Genomic DNA, 17,369 nt, shown 5'->3' with positions numbered 1-17,369 from the left:
CTCTTCCCGTCATCGTGCCGAGGGAGACCTATCCTACCAGTTCTCGCGATAGGGCCGGACTTCGACCTCGAAGCTCCACGCCTGCCGATCCTGCCTATGCAGCGACCAGGCGGTCTCAGCCAAACCATCGGGCGAGACGAAGAAGTCGTCGGGCTTGTCCCGCATCATCGCGCGGACGGTGGGCTGATCGATAACGCCGTCGACGATCAGCAGGCCGACGTGGATGCCCAGCGGCCAGAGCGACTTCGCCATGGATTGCGCAAGCGCGCGCTGTGCCGCCTTGGCTGGTGCGAAGGCGGCCGTCTTCGGGGATCCGCGTAGGGACGCGGTAGCACCGGTGACGATGATCGAGCCCGAACCCTTATCAGTCATCGCCGGGATGACCTGCTGCGCGCACAGTAGCAACCCCATCGCGTTGATCCGCCAAGACGCCTCGAAATCATCCGGCGAGAGCTCCTGGACGGTCGTGAAGACACCAGAGCCGGCATTGTAAAGCAGCGCCTCCACCGGCCCCATCGTCTCGCGAATTTGCGAAAAGGCGTCCTCGATTGATGCGGCATCGGTCACATCGCAGGCGACGGCCTGCGCGTGCGCAATTTGCGACGCCATCGTCTCGAGCTTCTCAGCACCGCGCGCCAGCAGCGCGACCTGGTAACCGCCTTTGCTGAACCGCTCGGCAAGCGCCGCGCCGTTCCCCGGACCGGCTCCGACTACCACGGCTACAGGTCTGTCATCAGTCGCCATGAGGCGCTCTCCCTTCTCGATGCGAGCTCTTATCAAGATGCAATTATTGAAGACCCTTGACCTAACGAGAATCACGTAACATTTAAAGTCTCATGAGACGAGATAGCAGATTGTCGGGTGTGCTGCATGTGCTGCTGCATATGGCCGAGCGGGACGAACCGGTCACGTCCGAGACGATGGCGACCATCATGGGCAGCAATCCCGCCGCGATGCGGCGGACGATGTCGGGGCTGCGCGAAGCCGGGCTGGTCCGATCGGAGAAGGGTCATGGTGGAGGCTGGACGATCGAGCGCGCGCTTTCGAAGATCACACTGCGCGACCTCTATGCCGCGTTGGACAGCCCCGAGCTGTTCGCCATGGGCAACCGGACCGATGCGCCCGGATGCCTGGTGGAGGAAGCGGTCAATGCGGCGCTGGGTGGCGCCTTCGAAGAAGCGCGGACCCTGCTGCTCGATCGGTTCGCCGCCGTGACGCTCGCCGACCTCAGCGCCGATTTTCACGGCCGCATGATCGCGCGTGGAAAAACTGCCGATCAGGAGACATACCATGAAGTATGACGCCGTCGTCATCGGCGGGAGCTATGCCGGCTTGTCCGCCGCGATCCACATCGCGCGAGCGCGCCGGTCGGTCTGCGTCATCGATACCGCCTCGCCGCGCAACCGCTTCGCCAGCGCCTCTCACGGCTTCTTCGGCCAGGATGGCGCCGCTCCGGCGGCGATGATCGGCGGAGCCAAGGCACAGGTGGAGGCCTATCCCGGCGTGCGGACGATCGCGGACGCCGCGACCGATGTCGGTGGTGCGGACGGAGGCTTCGAGGTGGCTCTCGCCGGAGGGGGCAGAGTTGCGGGCAGAAAGCTGGTGCTGGCCTTCGGAATCTCCGACGTGCTTCCCGAGATTCCCGGCCTTGCCGAGCGGTGGGGCGAGACCGTGCTGCATTGCCCGTATTGCCACGGCTACGAACATGGCGACGGCACGCTGGGGGTCTTGTGGACCGCGGCCCTGTCGGCGCATCAGGCGGCGCTCATCGCCGATTGGGGTGCGACCACGCTCTACCTCGACGGCAACGCCATGCCCGAGGGGGACGCGCGGACGCTGCTCGACCGGCGCGGCGTGACGATCGAACCCGCGCCGATCCGCTCGCTGCAGGGCGAAGACGGCACGCTGGCCTCGCTGCTGCTGGATGACGGCCGAGTGGCGGAAATCGACGCACTGTTCCTCGCCCCGCGCTCGCGATTGAACAGTCCGATTGCCGAGCGGCTCGGCTGCGCGCTCGACGAAGGGCCGTTCGGCCCCATCATCCGCACCGATGCGGCCAAGCTGACCAGCATCGCCGGCGTCTATGCGGCAGGTGACATCGCCCGCGCGCCGCACAATGCCAGCTGGGCGGCCGCCGATGGCGTCACCGCCGGAATCTCGCTGCACCAATCGCTGGTGTTCGAGCCGCCTGTTACGGGACAATCATGATGAGCATGGAGCTCTATGAACTCGCTTGGGAACTCTACCCCAGGCGCGTCGGCATCTATTTGGCAGAAAAAGGGATCACCGGCATTGACCGGGTGGCGTTCGATCTCATGGCCGGATGGCCCCCGCCCGATCTGGAACGATTGAGCCCGCTCGCCACGGTGCCGATCCTAAGAACCGAGGGCGGCACGCTGATCCGCTCCTCGATCGCGATCCTCGAATATTTGGAAGAGCGCTTTCCGTCGCCTGACATGCTCGGCCAAACGCCGGCCATGCGGGCACGGACGCGTGAGTTGATCGCGGTGATCGATGAAGCCGCGCTGCAATTTGGTATCTGGTGTCACAAGGGCAGCCCTGCGTTCGCGGGGCGCGAACCGCAAAGCATCGAAGCCGCGACGTTCGCGGCCGATGCGTATCATCGCCGCTTGCGCCTGCTCGACACACTGGCTGGCGAGACGGAAGGACGATTCCTTGCTGGCGATCAGCCCACCATCGCCGATTGCATCGCGATGGCCACGTTGCAATTCGCCGAGAGGCTGTACGGCGTTCCCGTTCCTGAAGTCTGCCCTTCGCTGATAGATTGGTACGCCGCCTTCAGCGAGCGGCCCAGCGCGGCGCCGGCAGAATTTCCCGCACCCCTCCTGGCGGTGGCACAAGGGCTGCGGGAAGTCTGTCCGCCGTCGAGCGGATAAGGCCACAAGTCCCGCACCAGGGATCGTCGATGTCGACGGCAAGGTGCGGGAACTTGCAGGCTTGGTTCAGAAGTACCGATTGAGGAACTCCGCGGTGCCGTCGAGCGCTTGGGCCGCCGCCTTCAGCATCGCGACGTTGGTCGGGAAGACATGGACCATGCCTTTCCAGACATGCGTTTCCACCTGACGCCCCGCTTCGCCCGCCAGCGCCTCGAGACGCAGCGAGTCGTCGAGCAGGATCTCGTCGTCGCCGACGTCGATGCGCACCGGCGGCAGATTGGAGAAATCGCCCTTCAGTGCGTTGACGCGCGGGTCGCTCGGGTCCGCACCGGCAAGATACTGCCGCGCGCCATCGGAGAGCGATCGTTCGTTGAGGATCGGATCGACGTCGGCACGGGTCTGAACGCTCGCGCCCTTGAGTGCGGGATCGGTCCACGGCGAATAGGCGATGATGGCGACCGGAGCGGGCGTCGCTTCGTCGCGGTTCATTGCCACCGAGAAAACCGCGCCGCCACCCGCGGAATCGCCCATCAGTGCAACCTTGCCACCGGTGGTGCGGGCAAGCTCGGCATAGGCCTTGCTCACATCGTCATAGGCGGAGGGAAAAGGATTCTCAGGCGCGAGCGCATAGTCGATGACGAAGACCGGGCGACCAGCGCGTGAGGCGATCTGACTCGCCAGCCCGCGATAGGCCTCGGCGCTGCCGAGAACATAGCCGCCGCCGTGGACGTAGAGGATGGCGCCGTTCTCGGCGCGCGTGCCGGCGGGAATGACCCACCACCCGCTGACGCCGGCGACCTCGCCTTGTGAGGTCTCGACGCCGTCGACGATCTTGGTGCGGGCGATCAATTGGTCATAGGCATCGCGGGCGCCCGGCTCGATCGAGAAGCTGCCCGAGACGGCGATCATGGCGCGCATCGCCAGCATGGCGGCACGGTCGCGGAACGCCTCGTCGTGATGAATGATGCTCATGGTCGATTCCTTCGATTGGTGACGGTCAGCAATCTAGCGTCCCGCCACACCGCTCGGCAGAGCATCAATCTGGACGCGCCGTCCCATCAGCGGGACGAAACGCACGCGAGCATCTCAGCGAACGAAGGCCGCCAGCTCGTCGGCTGATCCCGTCGGGAAAATGGCCTTGAGATGATCGAGGAAGGCGGACACGCGTGAGCTCAGCAGGCGCCGGGAGGGATAGAGCGCCCAGAGTTCGGTTCGCGGTGCATCGAGTTCGCCCCACAGCACCAGGTCCCCGCGCTCAACCTCGTTATGGACGAGCGAATAGGGCAGCGCCGCCGCGGCGTTGGCATCGCGCAGGGCGTCGCGCACCATGACGAGCGAGGAGAGCGACAGGATTGGCTCGATATCGACCTTCTCGATTCCGTCGCCACCATGACGCAGCCGCCAACTCGTCTGTTTCCAGTCGGTGCTGCGAACGATCGCGGGCACGGCCTTGCGCGCCGACGGCCGCTTGAGACCGGGGGGTGCGACGACGACCTGGTAATCACGCAGGAACACCCGGCCGACGAGGTTGGCGTCGGCACTAGGATTGATCCGGATCACCAGATCGACGCCCTCTTCGACCATGTTCACCGCCCGGTCCTCCGTGATGACCTCGAGCTGCACTTCGGGATAGGCAGCGGCGAAGCGCGCGGCGACCTCGCCCATCGCGATCTGGCAGAACAGCAGCGGCGCGCTGATCTTCATGTGTCCGCGCGGTGTCTCGCCGCCCGAGGCGATGGCTGTCACCGTCTCGTCGAGATCGGTCAGCAGCTTCGCGCTGCGCTCATATAGCGCGCGGCCCTCCTCGGTGAGCTTTAGATCGCGGCCGCCGCGCTCAAAGAGGCGCAGCCCCAGAGCTGCCTCGAATTCCGCGACACGCCGCGACAAGGTCGCCTTGGGACGATTGGCCTCCCGCGCCGCTTTGCTGAAGCCGCCATGGCGAGCGACGAGGTTGAAATCGGCAAGCGCGACGAGATCCATGTTCCACCTACAGAACGATTGGGTGATAATCGGCACCTTCCGCCCCGGCCGCGAAACAATCAACGTGTAATTTACGGCAACGTATCGCTGTTACGCATGTGTCGCCGGGCAGCGGTGGCGCTGCCCGGTTTTCGTGAAGGGGTGTCGTAAGACGACGCGTCATGACTTGGCGAGGAAGGGGTTGATTGCGGCAACCGTCTCCTCGAAGCGGTCCTCCTTCTCGGCGCGGCGCATGAAGTCGACTTCCTCGACCAGCACCTCCGCCGGGGTGGGATCGCGCTGCAGCAGGTCTATCACCTGATCGACGAAGACCTCGGGCGGCATGAAGCGCTCGTTGTTCTCCTGGCCCGGCGTCAGCGTGGTGCGCAGCGCCGGCGGGGCGACCTCGATCACCTCGACCTGGTCCTTGAGCACCGCACGCAGCGATACGGTGTAGTTGTGGATGGCCGCCTTTATCGCCGAATAGGTCGGCGCGAGCACCAGCGGAACGAAGGCGAGCCCCGAGGTCACGTTGATCAGCGCTGCGTCGCTCTGCGCGACCAGCTGGTCGATCAGTGCATTGGTGAGGCGGATCGGGCCAAGGAGGTTGTTGGTGACCGATTCCTCAGCGTCGGCAAGGTCGCGCTTGGAAGCGAGCGAGCCTTCCATGCGCATGATGCCGGCATTGTTGATGAGGACGTTCGCCTGCGGGAAGTTGTCGGCGATTCGCTTCGTGAAAGCCTCGATGCTCGCCGGATCGGTCTGATCGAGTTCCAGCGCGTGGATGTTGCCGTAGCCTTCGGCCGTGTTGGCGAGTGCAGCTATGTTGCGGCTCGCGATGATGACCGTGTTGCCGGCATCGTGCAGACGCTGCGCCAGCAGGCGTCCGATGCCCGAGCCGCCGCCAGTGAGGATGATGGTGTTGCCGCTGTTCTTCATGGTGCTTCTCCTTGATGGCTGGAGCCGGAAAAGCGTTTCCGTCTCTCTGTCATCGGAGATAGCTGTTCCGTTCTAGGCTAATAAGACACGGAGTTGGGATGTGTCGTTCCGTCAACGGGACGAAGGATCGGTCATACCTTTAGGCCGCCGTCCACATAAAGTTCCTCCCCATTGATGTAGCTGGCGGCATCGCTCGCGAAGAAGGCGACGACATTGGCAACCTCTTCAGGCGTGCCTATCCGCCCGATGGGGCTGCGCTCGTTCAGGGCATTGATGGCGCTGTTCCCGTTACCTCCCAGAGCGTCACGCAACGACGGCGTGTCGATCGCTCCGGGGCTCACGACATTTATGCGGATGCCGCGGCCCTCGATGTCCTTGATCCATGTTTTGGCGAAGGCGCGCAGGCCTGCTTTGGTCGCCCCATACACGCTCATGGTCGAGGGTGCCTCGAATGAGCCGGTCGATCCGATCAGTACGATGGAAGCTCCCGGCCGGAGCATCGGCAGGGCCGATTGAACCGTGTTGAGAGCACCTTTCAGATTCGTGCCGATAACTTTTTCGAACTTTTCGTCGTCGATCTCTCCGAGCGGCGCGTTTGCGCCCACGCCGGCGTTGGCGACCACGATGTCTAGCTTGCCAAGTGTCTGTTGGATCCGTCGGACAACGCCATCCATCTCGCTTGCCTGCGTCACGTCGGCGACGAGCGGAATGCAATCCTCGCCAAGCGCGGCCGCTGCCTCTTCGATCGCATCCTGCTTGCGCCCGGTGATGACGACAGTCGCCCCGCTTTCGATCAGGCGCTTGGCGATGGCAAAGCCGATCCCCGAACTGGCTCCCGTCACTAGAGCGACTTTCGCTGTAAGATCGATTTGCATTGGAGCGTTCCTTTCAATTCTGAGGGACTGGCCCATGGTCAGTGATCCACCCCTCCCACGCTGCTTAATCCTGAGCTGTGGGGCGCACGACGATGCTTCCAACATCGACTTCAGGAGGTTGTTCGATGGCGAAAGCGATGGCCTTGGCGATCGCATCGGGGGGAAGGGCCAGCTCATCCATCCGGTGCTGCGTCGCGGACCGGGCGGCATCGTCCGTCATCGAAGAAGCAAGTTCGGTGGCTGTGAAGCCGGGCGAAATCTCCGTCACCCGCAACGTCGAACCTGCTTCCTGACGTAGCGCTTCGGTGATGGTCCTGACCGCATTCTTGGTCGCCGCGTACACCCCCATCGTGGGCACGATCCGCAGGCCAGCGGTCGAGACGACATTGACGATGTGGCCGCTTCCCTGGCGCGCGAAGATCGGAAGCACGGCAGCGATACCGTAGAGGACTCCGCGCAGATTGACGTCAATCATCGCGTCCCAGTCGGCCACCCGGAGTGCGTCGAACCGGGACGTCGGGCTGATGCCGGCGTTATTGATCAGTACATCGACCTGCCCGAACCGCTCGCATGCAAAGCCGACGAGCACATCGACATCCTCGCGTCGGGTGACGTCGGTCGCTCGCCAGGCAGCGGTTCCGCCGCTTCCCTCGATCTCCGCGACCGCTGCCGCCAATTGTTCCGAGCGCCGCCCGCCCAGAACGGGTATGGCGCCCGATGCCGCAAGGCGAAGAGCGGTGGCACGGCCGATGCCGCTACCCGCCCCGGTGATCACGACGACTTTGCCTTCTACGCTCATTTTGATCTCCCTTACGCAACAAGCTAGTCAGAGGGAGGCGGATTAACTACACTCAAGATGCCATGATTTTGTCGAGAATCTCCAGAATCGCCCTTGATCCGCTATCCGATGCGCTGATGGCCTTCGGTACCGGCGCAGCGCAGGCAACGCGCCTCGAGGCAACGGGCGACTGGGCGTTGCATTTCGCGTCGCGGGATCGGCTCAAGTTCATCGGCCTGGTACGCGGGACATGCTGTCTGTTGTTTCCGAACCAGGAACCCGCATGGTTGAAAGAGGGTGACGTGCTGTTGATCGGGCGCACCGACTATGTGGTGGCAAGCGACCCGCACCTGGAGCCGGCGGATGGATCAGAGCTTTACGCGCAGGGCGATGGAGATACGTTGCGCCTCGGCGGCGATGATGTGCTGCTGATCGGTTCCAGCGTCGGACTGGATGACGCGGGCGCGGGCTTCGTGCTGGATGCGCTGCCGCCCTTCTATCGGATTGCCGGTGATCGCAGCGAAGCGGGGTCGATCTCTCGTCTGCTCGAGTTCGTCGACCGTGAAGCACGGCTAGAGCGGCCGGGCAGCAGGCTCGCTGCCATGCGATTGGCCGAGCTGCTCCTGATCGAAGGCGTTCGCGTTTTCATCGCAGGGGAAGGAGCATTCTGCGTCGGATGGATCGGTGCGTTGGGTGACCGGCAGGTTGGTGAGGCGCTCACATTGATCCATGCCGATCCGGCAGGGCAATGGACCGTCCCGCGTCTTGCGGCCGAGGTCGGCATGTCCCGATCGGGCTTCTCCGAGCGATTCTCACGCAAGGTAGGACGCCCCCCGCTCGACTACCTGCGGCATTGGCGGATGATGCTTGCGCAGCAGCTTTTGGCGCGAAACGACATCAGTGTTGAGCAGGTTGCACGCCGGGTCGGCTATGTGTCCCAAAGCGCCTTCGGTTTCGCGTACAAAAGGACGTTCGGGAGTTCACCAAGACAATCAGGCTGAATACATGCTGAGTGCGGCACGCTTGATGGTCTCTCGCCGAAGCATCGAGTCGATTACTCGCGCGCAAAATAGATCAGGACAGCACCTGGCGTTGCTCCACACACAAATAGCGCAGCGCTGGAATTACGTATTGTAAAGGACAGGTTCAATGAGTTTTGAAGGTGGTTGCCGCTGCGGCGCGGTGCGATACGAGCTGGCGGTCGACGATCTCCCGCTGACTTATGCCTGCCATTGTGTCGATTGCCAGACCTGGAGCGGGTCCGCGTTCGCGCTGCACGCGATCGTGGCTGAGGACGCGCTTACTATCAGCGACAGCGCGCATGCGTTTCGTCTGCCCGAGGGACAGGAGGTCATGTCGTCCGACCATATTGGATGCGCCGCCTGCCTCACCCGGATTGCCAATCGCAATCCAGCACTGCCGAGCTTGCTTGTGCTTCGCGTGGGCACGCTTGACCGCAGCAGCGAGGTTGCGCCTGCCATGCATATCTGGATCCGGCAAAAGCAGCCTTGGCTGACAATCGGAAATGACACACCCAGCTTCGAGGTTTCGCCGACGCCGCAGGAATTTGCGGCCGCACTCGCAGGCTAGGGAACGCACATGGTCATGGTACAGCCATCCGGATTACGTGCGGACGCGCGTCGCAGCGAGGAGGCGGTGATCGAAGCAGCCCGTGCGCTGTTCGCGGCCGAAGGGATCGACGTGCCCAACCGGACGATCGCGGAGACCGCCGGTGTGGGCGTCGGCACGCTCTACCGGCGCTTCCCGACCCGCGCCGACCTCATCGCTGCGGTCTTCCGCCAGGAGATCGATGCCTGCGCGGCCGCGGCTGACGAGCTGGCGGCAACCCGGGTGCCCTTCGAAGCGCTGGCCGAATGGTTACGACGGTTCGCGGCCTTCATTGCGACCAAGCGCGGCTTCTCGGCCGCGCTGCATTCGGGCGATCCAGCCTATGCGGGATTGCCGGTCCATTTTGAGAAAAGGTTCTACCCGGCCCTGGATGGGCTTCTGGACACCGCGCGTAAAGCAGCGGTGATCCGGCAGGGTCTAACAGCTGACGATCTGGTCAAGACCGTGGCCAGGCTTGTCTCGCCCGAGGATACGGGACTGGGCCAGCGCATGCTGGAGGTGCTGATCGATGGACTGCGGGCTGACTGACGCACACTCCGTCAGCCCGCAACACTGATTGCGGGGGCCGACCCCGGCCTGGATCATTTCTGTTCGATGAATCCCTTTGGGACGGCGGCACCACTGATGTCGCTCACTGCCGACTTCCACGCCGCTTCCGAGCCCGACAGAATGCTGAGCAGGAAGGCGGCCGAGAGCTGCTGGACAGCGGCGACCCGAGCCGGATCCTCGTCCGTTGTCTCCCGGGCTTCGTAGTTCGGAATACCGCCGAGCGAATGCTCGCCGCCGCTGACTTCGAACAGAGCCTTGGCGCCAGGGCTGAGATCGTAGGCTTCGCGCCACCATTCGGGTCCGCGCACCGTCATCGCGCCGTTGTCGTTGTCGCCTGCGACCACCAGCGTCGGGGTCTCGAGCCCCGAGAAGTCCGGGTGCATAAACGGGAAGTTTTGGGCGGCGAACGCGCTCAGGTTTTCTCCGCCCGTGCCTGGCACTGCGAACAGCACGCCGGCCTTTACCCGCGCGTCGCGCAGCGAAACGGTCGAGCCGTCGTCGGGGTCGGGATGGGTGGCGCCGAGGAACATGCTGGCCGTCTGAGCACCCCAGGAGTGGCCCGCCACCGCGATGCGGTCCCGATCGATCCGGCCCTTGATGAACGGAACCGCCTGCTCGACCGCATCGAGATTGTCGAGCAGGGCGAGAATGTCCTGCTCGCGGAGCCGCCAGAGCTGGGACCGACGCGGATCGTCGCCGGCGAGCGCGATCATCCGGGAATCGAGATGGGTCGGATTGATCACCGCAAACCCGTGCGAGGCCCAGTAATTGACGAGCGGACCGTAGGTGTAAAGCGACTGGCCGTTGCCGTGCGAGAACATAATGACGGGCAGGCTGTCGCCTTCGGCAGGCGCGGTGACGCGATAGGTCAGATCCTCGCCGCGCCCTTTGATCGGCAGCGAGAGAGGTCCCATGGACAGCGCGGGCGCGAGGTCCATGGCGGTTGAGCGAATTGTGGGATTGGCATGTGCTGGCATTGGCAATTCCTTGGCCCCGGCAACGTCGCCGAGTCAGGGGATGTAGATACGGAACATGGTTCCGTTTTCAAGAGGCTGACTTACTCGATGGGGTAGCGCGCTTCTACAGCGCGCCGTCGGCCAGCATCTCGCGCGTTCGCTTCAGGGTCGACAGAAGTGCCGCTTTGTAGCCCTTGTCGCTGTCGAATTGCTTCTGTTCGGCCTGTTCTTCCGGTCCGCCAGGCTCTTTGCCGCGCAGACCCAGATAGGAGTAGAATTTGAGCTGCAGCGCGCCTTCATCGTCCTCGAACAGCTCGTTGATAATCGCGCCTTCGCGCGGGCCGCTGGCTTGGAAGAATGTCACCTTGGACTGCGGCTCGAGCACAATGATCTCGCGCACATCTTCCTTCGCGATGGTCGCCTCGCGCACCAAATGGGTAGCGCTTTCTTCGGTCACCTCGCAACGCGTGCAGACGCCGGGCGGCAGGAACAGCCGCGCATCGCGCGCCTTGCGCTCGAGGCCTTTCCAGACCTGGTCGCGGGTCAGAGGAATTTCGCCTTCGGAATTCACCGGGACGGTGGCGGTCGAATAGATCATGGCGTGTCCTTCGCGGTCGAAGTTTGGATCGACCTGCAAGCTAAGGGGCCGCCGTGCTTGCACTAGCCGCGGATTTTGAACGCGCCGTTTCACTCGCGGAACGCGGAGCAGGAACTAACTGTCTCTCTGGTGGAACGATCAGTTCCAATCGCGCCTCTATTCGCCGTCCGGCGAGGACATAATCTCCGACGCAGAAACTGGAGATGCGCCATGACCCGCACTGCCGATCCCGTCCGCGATCCGAACGACGTTGCGGTAACGCGCGAGGCTCGCGTTCCCGGCGCGACCCGCGACGTCTTCGACTTCGTCGCTGCCGAGGATGTCCTTCCGAAGATCCTTACCGGCTATCGTCTTTTGCCCGGAATTTCGCACACGTCCGACATCACCGGCCCATGGGATCAGCCGGGCTCGCGGCGGACCGTCCATCTGCTTGACGGAAGCCATGTGCGTGAGGGTGTTACCCATTACGACCGGCCGCAATACTTCGCCTACAGGGTTAGCGACCCAAGCTTCGCGCTGAAGCACCTGATGATCGAGGCGCGGGGCGAGTTCTGGTTTGCCGAGGCAAATCACGGCACCGAGGTTCGCTGGACCTACACCTTCCGCGCGAGAAATCGGCTCGCCAAGGTTCCGCTCCGTCTGTTCGTGAGCACGCAGTGGAAGGGCTACATGGACGTCTGCATGACGAACATCATCGCGCATTTTGCGGAGCGCCGAACGGCCGTTTTGCCAAGGCCGTCGCTTGCCGCGCCCGCTCGAATTTGAACGACACGCCACGATAAGGAGTCCATCAATGTCCAAGACCGTTCTCATCACAGGCGCATCCAGTGGTCTGGGTCGCGCGAGCGCCAAGCTGTTCCAGTCACAAGGCTGGAATGTGGTAGCCACCATGCGCTCACCTCACGCGGAAACCGAGTTGAATACGCTCGACAACGTCCTCGTCGCACGGCTCGACGTCGAGGAGCTATCCTCGATCACCAGCGCGATCACGGCCGGTATCGACACCTTCGGACAAATCGACGTGCTGCTCAACAATGCGGGGTACGGCGCCTATGGCGTGCTGGAGGCGACGTCGTCCGACGAGATCCGCCGTCAGTTCGATGTGAACCTGTTCGGGATGATCGAGACGACGAAGGCGCTGCTCCCCCATTTCCGACACCATCGCTCGGGAACGATCGTCAACATCTCGTCGATGGGCGGTCGCGTCGCCTTCCCGCTTGGTACGCTGTACCACAGTTCGAAATACGCGGTCGAAGGCTTCTCGGAGGCACTCGCCTATGAGCTGGCACCGATCGGCGTGCGCGTGAAGATCGTCGAGCCGGGACAGATTGCCACCGATTTTGCCGGACGGTCGCTTGCCTTCAGCAATGACGAAACGCTCGCCGAATATCAGCCCACCGTCGCGCAGGTGATGCAAGTGTTCAGTGAACTCACTGCGGGCGCGTCGCCCGCGGACGCCATCGCCGCGGTCGTCCACGCCGCTGCGACTGACACGACCGACCGACTGCGCTTCGAAGCGGGCGAGGACGCACAGCAACTGCTCGCGATTCGACGCAAGACGGACGACGCGGCCTTCGCAGCTTCAATCAGTGAGCAGTTCGGCCTTCAGGCCTGAACGACGCTGCGTGTGCCAGGGTGACGGTTGTCACGGCCATCGTGCATGCAAAGGATCAGGTGAGATGATGATCGATAGAAAGACGTTCGAGACCGACAGGCATCGTACCGCCTATCTGCAGGCAGGTCCGTCCGACGGCCCGCTGATGATCTTCGTTCATGGCTGGCCCGAGGCGCCATTCGTCTGGATCCGCCAGATCGAATATTTCGTCGCGCAAGGCTGGCGCTGCATCGCACCCTGGATGCGCGGCTACGGGGCCTCGTCGGTCCCGAACAACGTCGCCGCCTACGCCAACCGAGAAACGGTCGCCGACCTTGTCGAGCTGCATGACAGCCTCGGCGGTGCGCCGGCAGTCTGGATCGGGCACGACTGGGGCAGCCCCGTGGTCTGGGCGCTTGCTGCGCACTATCCCGAGCGCTGTCGTGGCGTTGCGAGCGCCAGCATCCCCTATCTCGCGCGCGGCTTCGCGCTGCCGGCGCTCGTTCCGCTGCTCGATCGCGAGATCTACTCGGCCGAGGACTTCCCTGTCGGTCAATGGGATTATTGGCTCGCTTTTCGCGAACGCTTCACCCCCGTCGCGCGCACCATGGAAGCAGACCCCGCCGGCATCCTGCGCCTCGTCTTTCAACCCAGCAAACCACTGTCCGCTACGCGTGGTCCGGCATTTTCGGCGACAGCGCGGCAGCGCGGCGGCCTGTTCGGCGGCATCGGTCTCGCACACATTCCCCGCGACAACCTCCTGCTGGAGGATCAGTATGTCGAGGAAATGGCGCGCGACTTTGCCGCTAACGGTTTCTCCGGGCCAATCGCCTGGTATCTGAACGACGATGCAAACATGGAATATGCGCGAGAGGCGCATGATTTCGGGCGTCTCGCGATGCCGGTCCTGTTCCTCCATGGCGCGCGCGACGATGTCTGCGAGACCGTGCGCAGCCCGCTTGCTCAACCTATGCGCGAGGACTGCAGCGATCTAACCGAGGTGATCATCGATGCCGCTCACCAACTCGCGCTCGAAGACCCCGACGGCACCAATCGCGCCATCGCTCAGTGGCTGTCGGACAAATCTGTCTGAGGGATCTTTGTCGGGGCGGGTTGCCTCGCCGTCTGCCCGGGCGAACGATCACGCTTCATCGCCGTCTGGCCGATCAGACCCCTGAACCAGCGCTGCGCGAGATTGGCATCATTACGGCGGTGCCAGTTCATCGTGAACGGCGCGGAGGGCAGATCGAGCGGCGTCTTGGCGAGAACCACCCTGCCGGCTGATTGAAACTGAAGCGCGAGACCGGTCAGCATCGTACACAGCGCGTCGGTTCGTTCGACGACGAGCGCCGCGGCGGTGGCATTGGGCACGGTCAGCACGAGTTTGCGCTTCAGGCCCAGCTTCTCGAGACGTTCGTCGACAATCCCGAACCGATCGTCCTCAGGTGAGAAGAGGACATGCGGCCAGGCGAGGAAAGTGGTCCGGGTCAATGTGCTCGACGCTGCAGGGTGGCCGGCGCGCATCATCGTGACGAAGCCGTCCTCGAACAGCGGCCGCGAAAGAATCCGACCGGCCTTCTCGGTCGGCGGGACGCCAATCGCGACGTCGACCACGCCGCTGTCTAGGAGCGCGATCGCCTCGTCGCGATCGTCGAAGCCGCGCACATGCATGGTGATGCCCGGCGCGGCTCGCGTCAGTTCCTCGAACAACGCGGGAAGGAGCGAGATCGTGGGCGGATTCGACATCGCGATGGTGAACGCCATCTCGGCGGTCTCCGGCACGAAGCGGTCGCGAAACGAGAACGCCGCCTCGATCTGCGCCAGCGCCTTGCCCACGGGTTCATGCAGTTCGAGCGCGCGGGGCGTGGGCTGAAGACCGTCCGCCGTGCGGATGAAGAGTTCGTCCTCCATCAACTCGCGCAGCCGGGCCAGCGTGCCGCTCATCGCGGGCTGCGTGCGTCCGACCCGTGCCGCGGCGCGGGTGACGTTGCGCTCGGCCATGAGCGCTTCGAAGCCGACAAGCAGATTAAGATCAATACTGCTGAGATTCATGGCCCACAGACCGCCTTCACCAACTCGTATATAACCACTGCTGATAATGTAGTATCATGATTATCGACTTACGCAATGATGGTTGGCTTGCCACATTGATCGCATGATCAAGGAGCAAGTCATGATGAAGACCCTGGAATACACCGACTATGGACAGGTGCCGGCCGTTGCCGAACGTCCTGTGCCACAGGCTGCGACGAGCGAAGTGCTCGTCAAGGTCGCTGGCGCGGCGGTCAATCCGCTCGATACCAAGATCCATGCCGGCTACATGACAGATTTCTTTCCGGTCGCTTTTCCCTATGTGCCGGGCACCGACATCTCAGGCACGATCGAGACGGTCGGCGACGGCGTCTCGGACTGGAAGACCGGGGACGAGGTCATCGCCAGGCTCGACCCGTCCAAGGGCGGCGCCTTTGCCGAGTTCGCCGTGGTTGCGGCCGATCAGCTGGTGCGCGCACCGACGTCGATGCCGCTCGCGGAGAGCGCGGGCCTCGTCACGATCGGCGGGACGGCCTGGCAGATCCTGTTCGAGGAGTTTGCTGTAGCCCCGGGCCAGCGAGTGCTCGTTCATGGCGCAGCAGGCCCTGTCGGTGCCTTCGCTACACAGCTCGCGGTCCAGGCGGGCGCAGATGTGTTCGTCACCGCGTCGGGTGCCGATGCCGACTATGTCCGCGGCCTCGGCGCCACGAAGGTGATCGACTACCAGAACCAGCGTTTCGAGGACGAACTGTCCGACATCGATCTGGTCATCGACACGGTCGGGGGTGATGTCGAGGAGCGCTCGCTGAAGGTGCTCAAGCAGGGCGGTACGCTCATCGCCACGCCAATGCCGCCGGACGAGGAACGCGCGCGCCAAGCCGGTGTCGAAGCAAAGTTCGTCTTTCACATGTCCGATGCCACCAAGCTCGGCCATGTCGCGGAGCGCGCCGATCACGGAGTGAAGGTGCGCCTCGACCGGATGGTCGGTCTCGAGAACGGCGCGGAGGCCTTTGCCCGGCAGGCAGCCGGCGAGGCGAAGGGCAAGATCATCTTCAAGCCGCGCGACTGAGCCGAGCGCACCGGACCGTCACGGTGTTTGCTCCCAACTCCAGACTGGAGGCGTTGCTACGTCCCGTCCTGCTCTCGCTCCTGATGAGCGGTCTCGTGGCCTTCGTCGCGATCGTGAGAGTAGCTGGAGCGCTGCCCGCCTTCTGTGTCTGGATCTCGGCCTGGGCGAGCGCCTGGGTCGTGGCGTTTCCGGCGCTCCTTATCGCCCAGCCCATCGTCAATCGCGCCGTCACAACTCTGACCGGGCGCATATCCACAAACGACATTCACGAGGAAGACAGTCTTATGACCACAACAACCGTTACGAAGACTGCGACGCAAGCCGCGCGTCTGGAAGCGCTCCAACGCTTCTACGGCGTGTTCTCTACCGGCGATGCGGCCCAGCTCGACCACGCGATCGCCGTCGATTGGGACGAGGAACCGCGTAACCAGGGACAGGCGCCGGGACGCGAGCCGATGAAGCGGTTCATCGCCGGCGTACGCCAGGCGCTTCCCGATCTCACGATCGAGATCAAGGACGTCGTATTTGGCGACGACAAGGCGGCCGTCCGCGCCGAGATGCGCGGCACGCACTCGCAAGATTTCTTCGGAGTAGCCGCGACCGGCAAATCCTACGCCATTCGCCTGCACGAGTTCCACACCTTCCACGGCACGCAGATCGCCTACACCTGGCACATGGAGGACTGGTTCGGCTTCCTGAACCAGATCGGCGCCTGGCCCGTCACTTCCGAAGGAGACGAGAAATGAGCGGCGCGGGACAGGTCGCCATCGTCACCGGCGGTTCGGGCGGCATCGGCCGCGAGACCGTGCTCCGGCTCGCTGCGAGCGGCTACGATGTTGTCGCGAGCTATTCCTCGTCGGAGCAGGAGGCGCAGGCCCTCGTGGATGCAAGCGGGGATCTGCCGGGCACCGTCATCATCATGAAGACCAACGTTGCGGATGCTGGCGAGGTCGTGGCGCTGTTCGACAAGGCCGAAGACCGGTTCGGCGGCGTCGACGTGCTGGTGACCGCCGCCGGCATCTTCAAGCCGGCCACCTTTGCTGAAGCCGACGACGCGCACTTCGACCGCGAAATGGCGGTCAATCTGAAGGGGACCTTCCTATGCCTCGCCCAGGCAGCGAAGCGGCTGCGTGACGGCGGCCGGATCGTGGCGATCTCGACCACGACGCTCGCGCTGAAGCCTCCGGGTTACGGCATCTACAACGCCGCGAAGGGTGCGATCGAGGCAATGATCGCCGTCCTTGCCAAGGAAGTGGGCGGGCGCGGCATCACCGCCAACTGCGTCGCGCCGGGACCGGTCGAAACCGAGTTCTTCCTGAAAGGCAAGAGCAAGGACGAGATCGCCGCGCGCGCTGCGGGCTCACCTGCGGGGCGTTTGGGGCAACCCGACGACATCGCCGACGCCATCGAACTGCTCGTCTCGGACAAGGCACAGTGGATCAGCGGTCAGAGCGTGCGCGCCAATGGAGGCATGGCATGACTGCTCATAAGGAAG

At 63.7% G+C, this 17,369-nt stretch carries 21 protein-coding genes; 12 read left to right on the top strand and 9 right to left on the bottom strand.

The annotated features are described in order from the left end of the window. Positions 1-33: 33 nt before the first annotated feature. Positions 34-744 (bottom strand): SDR family NAD(P)-dependent oxidoreductase, encoded by a 711-nt coding sequence (locus ACM608_RS06390; RefSeq protein ID WP_419682422.1) that lies wholly within the window; start codon positions 742-744, stop codon positions 34-36. 92 nt (positions 745-836) lie between these two features. Here ACM608_RS06390 and ACM608_RS06385 point away from each other — a divergent pair, with 92 nt between their 5' ends. Genes ACM608_RS06385 through ACM608_RS06375 form a run of 3 tightly spaced genes read left to right on the top strand, consistent with a single transcriptional unit; the run spans position 837 to position 2,897 of the window. Next, positions 837-1,301 (top strand): Rrf2 family transcriptional regulator, encoded by a 465-nt coding sequence (locus ACM608_RS06385; protein WP_419682421.1) that lies wholly within the window; start codon positions 837-839, stop codon positions 1,299-1,301. Next, positions 1,291-2,208 carry an NAD(P)/FAD-dependent oxidoreductase gene (locus ACM608_RS06380; protein ID WP_419682420.1) on the top strand — a complete coding sequence of 306 codons (918 nt, stop codon included), beginning with the start codon at positions 1,291-1,293 and terminating at the stop codon, positions 2,206-2,208. Before ACM608_RS06385 ends, ACM608_RS06380 begins: the two co-directional genes overlap by 11 nt. Further along, complete coding sequence (locus tag ACM608_RS06375; protein ID WP_419682419.1) at positions 2,208-2,897, top strand: glutathione S-transferase family protein; 690 nt, start codon at positions 2,208-2,210, stop codon at positions 2,895-2,897. Before ACM608_RS06380 ends, ACM608_RS06375 begins: the two co-directional genes overlap by 1 nt. 66 nt (positions 2,898-2,963) lie before the next feature. Here the strand turns inward: ACM608_RS06375 and ACM608_RS06370 are convergent, their stop codons facing one another. The 5 genes from ACM608_RS06370 to ACM608_RS06350 form a co-directional block, all read right to left on the bottom strand. Next, positions 2,964-3,869, bottom strand: a complete 906-nt coding sequence (locus ACM608_RS06370) for an alpha/beta hydrolase (RefSeq protein WP_419682418.1) — start codon at positions 3,867-3,869, stop codon at positions 2,964-2,966. Between the two features lie 114 nt (positions 3,870-3,983). After that, complete coding sequence (locus ACM608_RS06365) at positions 3,984-4,877, bottom strand: LysR family transcriptional regulator (RefSeq protein ID WP_419682417.1); 894 nt, start codon at positions 4,875-4,877, stop codon at positions 3,984-3,986. Positions 4,878-5,036: 159 nt separating this feature from the next. Then, positions 5,037-5,795 (bottom strand): SDR family oxidoreductase, encoded by a 759-nt coding sequence (locus ACM608_RS06360; RefSeq protein WP_419682416.1) that lies wholly within the window; start codon positions 5,793-5,795, stop codon positions 5,037-5,039. Positions 5,796-5,926: 131 nt separating this feature from the next. Beyond that, entirely contained in the window at positions 5,927-6,670 is a 744-nt protein-coding gene (locus ACM608_RS06355; protein ID WP_419682415.1) for an SDR family NAD(P)-dependent oxidoreductase, read from the bottom strand. Between the two features lie 64 nt (positions 6,671-6,734). Then, positions 6,735-7,469, bottom strand: a complete 735-nt coding sequence (locus tag ACM608_RS06350; protein ID WP_419682414.1) for an SDR family oxidoreductase — start codon at positions 7,467-7,469, stop codon at positions 6,735-6,737. 62 nt (positions 7,470-7,531) lie between these two features. Between ACM608_RS06350 and ACM608_RS06345 the strand changes: the two genes are divergently transcribed. The 3 genes from ACM608_RS06345 (at position 7,532) to ACM608_RS06335 (ending at position 9,605) form a co-directional block, all read left to right on the top strand. Next, positions 7,532-8,449: an AraC family transcriptional regulator gene (locus ACM608_RS06345; protein WP_419682413.1), complete on the top strand. Its 918-nt coding sequence runs from the start codon at positions 7,532-7,534 to the stop codon at positions 8,447-8,449. A gap of 148 nt (positions 8,450-8,597) precedes the next feature. After that, a complete protein-coding gene (locus ACM608_RS06340) occupies positions 8,598-9,038 on the top strand; it encodes a GFA family protein (protein ID WP_419682412.1) in 441 nt (146 codons plus the stop codon). A 9-nt stretch (positions 9,039-9,047) separates the two neighbouring features. Continuing rightward, a complete protein-coding gene (locus tag ACM608_RS06335; RefSeq protein WP_419682411.1) occupies positions 9,048-9,605 on the top strand; it encodes a TetR/AcrR family transcriptional regulator in 558 nt (185 codons plus the stop codon). 53 nt (positions 9,606-9,658) lie between these two features. Here the strand turns inward: ACM608_RS06335 and ACM608_RS06330 are convergent, their stop codons facing one another. Then, positions 9,659-10,603 carry an alpha/beta hydrolase family protein gene (locus tag ACM608_RS06330; protein ID WP_419682410.1) on the bottom strand — a complete coding sequence of 315 codons (945 nt, stop codon included), beginning with the start codon at positions 10,601-10,603 and terminating at the stop codon, positions 9,659-9,661. A gap of 103 nt (positions 10,604-10,706) precedes the next feature. Continuing rightward, on the bottom strand, positions 10,707-11,180 hold the full coding sequence (locus tag ACM608_RS06325) for an SRPBCC family protein (protein ID WP_419682409.1): 474 nt from the start codon (positions 11,178-11,180) through the stop codon (positions 10,707-10,709). A gap of 210 nt (positions 11,181-11,390) precedes the next feature. Between ACM608_RS06325 and ACM608_RS06320 the strand changes: the two genes are divergently transcribed. The 3 genes from ACM608_RS06320 (at position 11,391) to ACM608_RS06310 (ending at position 13,867) form a co-directional block, all read left to right on the top strand. Beyond that, positions 11,391-11,945 (top strand): SRPBCC family protein, encoded by a 555-nt coding sequence (locus tag ACM608_RS06320; protein ID WP_419682408.1) that lies wholly within the window; start codon positions 11,391-11,393, stop codon positions 11,943-11,945. Further along, the gene (locus tag ACM608_RS06315; protein ID WP_419682407.1) at positions 11,923-12,795 is read left to right on the top strand and encodes an SDR family oxidoreductase; all 873 of its coding nucleotides are present in this window, start codon (positions 11,923-11,925) and stop codon (positions 12,793-12,795) included. Before ACM608_RS06320 ends, ACM608_RS06315 begins: the two co-directional genes overlap by 23 nt. Positions 12,796-12,859: 64 nt before the next feature. Beyond that, entirely contained in the window at positions 12,860-13,867 is a 1,008-nt protein-coding gene (locus ACM608_RS06310) for an alpha/beta hydrolase (RefSeq protein ID WP_419682406.1), read from the top strand. Here ACM608_RS06310 and ACM608_RS06305 read toward each other — a convergent pair. Beyond that, a complete protein-coding gene (locus ACM608_RS06305; RefSeq protein WP_419682405.1) occupies positions 13,840-14,826 on the bottom strand; it encodes a LysR family transcriptional regulator in 987 nt (328 codons plus the stop codon). The genes ACM608_RS06310 and ACM608_RS06305 overlap by 28 nt on opposite strands. Before the next feature lie 121 nt (positions 14,827-14,947). On the opposite strand from ACM608_RS06305, the gene ACM608_RS06300 reads away from it, so the two are divergent. From ACM608_RS06300 to ACM608_RS06290, 3 genes are read left to right on the top strand one after another with little or no spacing between them, the layout of a single operon-like run. After that, positions 14,948-15,874 carry an NADP-dependent oxidoreductase gene (locus ACM608_RS06300; RefSeq protein ID WP_419682404.1) on the top strand — a complete coding sequence of 309 codons (927 nt, stop codon included), beginning with the start codon at positions 14,948-14,950 and terminating at the stop codon, positions 15,872-15,874. 23 nt (positions 15,875-15,897) lie between these two features. Then, positions 15,898-16,620, top strand: coding sequence for an ester cyclase (locus ACM608_RS06295; protein WP_419682403.1), 723 nt, complete (start codon positions 15,898-15,900; stop codon positions 16,618-16,620). Further along, positions 16,617-17,354, top strand: coding sequence for an SDR family oxidoreductase (locus ACM608_RS06290; protein WP_419682402.1), 738 nt, complete (start codon positions 16,617-16,619; stop codon positions 17,352-17,354). Before ACM608_RS06295 ends, ACM608_RS06290 begins: the two co-directional genes overlap by 4 nt. Positions 17,355-17,369: the final 15 nt, after the last annotated feature.

Origin of the sequence: Sphingomonas sp. ID0503, assembly GCF_048565625.1 — a bacterium.
Lineage (GTDB): Bacteria > Pseudomonadota > Alphaproteobacteria > Sphingomonadales > Sphingomonadaceae > JBLZUR01.
The sequence above is the reverse complement of the archived record's forward strand: the minus strand, read 5'-3'. Positions and strand labels throughout refer to the sequence as shown.